General features: G+C 68.0%; 1 protein-coding gene. It reads right to left on the reverse strand.

Going from position 1 to position 409, the window contains the following annotated elements; translation table 11 throughout:
* The coding region (locus tag RM572_RS29495; protein ID WP_311676402.1) for a thioesterase II family protein at nucleotides 1-252 on the reverse strand (252 nt) is incomplete at its 3' end.
* Nucleotides 253-409 lie beyond the last annotated feature (157 nt).

Raw genomic sequence — 409 nt, forward strand, 5'->3', positions numbered from 1 at the left:
GCGGCGCAGCGCCTCGGTCACGTCGTCGGCCATGCGGTGCAGGTCCTGGACGCCGGGTTCCTCCCGGCGGTCCTGCCTGCCGGGGTACTGCACGGCGAGGAGGTCGACCGGTCCGCGCAGTGCGGCGGATACCGGGAAGTAGAAACTGGCCGAGCCGCCGGCGTGCGGAAAGCAGACCAGTCGGCGCGTGGCCGTCGGCGAGGGATGGAAGCGACGGCACCACAGGTCGCTGTCTAAAGAGAGCGAGGTCATGTCGGCCTTTTAATCCTTTCTCGAATTTATCCGCGCGGGGCCGGCGAGCGGTGGTCGGTGATCACGGGGACATCCTCCGCACCGGTGGGTCGGCCAGAAATCGCTAATGCGGGGAGCGCCGAGCGACGGTGATCGGCAAGTCAGGGCACCGCATATG

The organism is Streptomyces hazeniae (assembly GCF_031845485.1).
GTDB classification, from domain to species: Bacteria; Actinomycetota; Actinomycetes; order Streptomycetales; family Streptomycetaceae; genus Streptomyces; species Streptomyces hazeniae.